1 protein-coding gene is annotated in these 468 nt (G+C 56.0%); it reads right to left on the bottom strand.

What is annotated here, in order from left to right:
• On the bottom strand, positions 1 to 328 hold a 328-nt coding region (locus M2R48_RS21490; RefSeq protein ID WP_315972871.1), incomplete at its 3' end, for an ABC transporter substrate-binding protein.
• Positions 329 to 468: the final 140 nt, after the last annotated feature.

The raw sequence follows: 468 nt of genomic DNA, 5'->3' as shown, positions 1-468 counted from the left end.
GAGTGGAGCTGGAGCAGAGGTGACCGACCACGAACTTGACGCCGTCGTTGACCACTTTGTTGGCGACGGCCACGGCTTGCTTGGGATCGCAGGCGTCGTCGTATTCCTTGGCTTCGAGCATTTTGCCATCGACGCCGCCCTTGGCGTTGATGTCGGCGATCGCTTGCTTGGCACCCATGAACTGCATGTCGCCATATTGCGTGACAGGACCGGTTTTAGGCCCGGCGATGCCGATCTTGATGGTGTCGGCTGCGAACGAATGGCTGGCAACCCCGGCCAGGACCATAGCGGCAAACAGTTTGGAAATCTGCTTAGTAGCCTTATTCATAGTGCTCCACTCTTACTGTTGTCTTTTTTATAGTTCTAGCGGCCTTGTGAGCTGCAGAACCGGATCAGATATCTTGAATATCCCCCCGGCAGTGCCCTGGCAACTGTACCGGTACAGTGTAGAGCGCCGGTTGATCGCTT

It is taken from the genome of Acinetobacter sp. I-MWF (assembly GCF_025433935.1).
In the GTDB taxonomy this organism is placed as follows: Bacteria; Pseudomonadota; Gammaproteobacteria; order Pseudomonadales; family Moraxellaceae; genus Acinetobacter; species Acinetobacter guillouiae.
This window is presented reverse-complemented; position numbering and strand designations above follow the sequence as displayed.